The 1561-nt window shown below is 48.6% G+C and carries 1 protein-coding gene; it reads right to left on the reverse strand.

Annotation, left to right across the window (positions count from 1 at the left end):
* Window positions 1-1561 (reverse strand): Tn3 family transposase (locus R7Z77_RS23905; protein ID WP_276385191.1); only part of this gene is annotated, 1561 nt, incomplete at both ends.

A 1561-nucleotide genomic window follows, 5' to 3' on the forward strand; every position in this document is an offset into this window, starting at 1 on the left:
CGTTGCACATACTGCCGCAAACTGGCATCGTCGATGTAGTCAAGTAAATATTGCGCTTTAACCAGTCGATTATACTCTGTCAGCGCCTGTAATATCGGGTGTCCTGAAGGATAACCAGACAGTTTTCTCACCAGTATTGCCTGTGTTGTTCGTTTTGTCTGAAGTGACAGGACAATACGCCTGATATCCTGCCATCCCGTTTCGATGACCCCCGTCCTGATGGGTTTCTTCAGCGCAAGTATGGTGTTACATTGTTCATTTTCAGTCACCTCAAACAGATCGTTGATGACGCTGTTAAATTGCGCGTATCGCGGTGCAAAGCTGTAGCCGCATAGATCCAATAAAGCGAAGTTGACGTGATTGACACCGTGTGTATCTGTCGAGAGTACGTCAGGTTTGATATCGCTGCTGTTGGATTGCAACAGATCATAGATATAGTGTGATTCATGCTCGTTGGAGCCGATTATCCGTGCATTCAGCGCGCTGTGATTGGCGACCAGGGTCATGGCCGTGATCCCTTTATTGGTACCGAAGTACTTCGAGGAATACCGGGTTTTAAACGTTTCCAGATGCGTTTCGAATTTCTGACCATCCGCACTGGCGTGCAACTGGTCCTCCTGAATATGGTAGTGGCGGAAGATGGGTAATGAAGCCACCGCATTATTGATCACGTCGCTGGCATCATGCAGCGTTTCAGGTCGGATATAGTTAGCCTGTACTGTACTCAGGTGTTCATAACTGCGGTCGGAGATCTGCGCCATACCATACACACCACGGTGAGTGGCGTTAGCAATCAGAATGGCCAGTAAATCATCCTGATGAGTAGTTCCCTGTTTTTGTATTGGCAGCACATGTGTCAGGCATCGCATAAACCCGGTTTCGCGCTCAACATACCGCAGGACATCCGCGATACCGACTGGCTGCATTCGCTTAAAGAAGGGATTGTTGACCAGAGATGTAGCGCCTTTTGTTGGCAGGTGCCAGCGGGTGCCCGAGCGATTTTTCATGATTACATTGCGATTATCTCCCTCATCAATATGGCGCGCCACGTCTTTGAGCGCGCTTTCCAGTCGATGTTGTTTCTCCTGTAACAATGCGTCAACAGGTTGTTTTAGTCTGTCCAGCGTTGATGACTCCAGCAGTGCATCCTGCGATGTTTGGGGGATCAGGTCGTCTTCCAGTGCCCGGTATTTGGTGACATTTGACAGATAAATACGTCCGTTCAGTCGTGAAGTTAACTGCCGGTAGAGCAGCCATTCATAACGTTGCGGATTAACGTTATCCTGTTTCACCAGCCATGGGAGGTGCTTTTTGGGGATAAGCGACGTATCCATTGTCATCAGTGATTCACCGGATACAATTTCCGTTTGCATCTTTTGAAGTTGGGCGACGACGGCTTCTGAGCCTTTACCGGCCTCACATTCAAGGCACAGGAACACTGGTCTTAACAACTGTTCCAGAAGGTTTCGTTGTTCGTCATAATATTGCCACTGGTACTCTTCCACGGTCCGTTTCTGTTTTTTCAGGTAAAGGCAGAGGGTCTGGATATCCCTGTCATTCA

It is taken from the genome of Vibrio sp. 1401 (assembly GCF_033340295.1).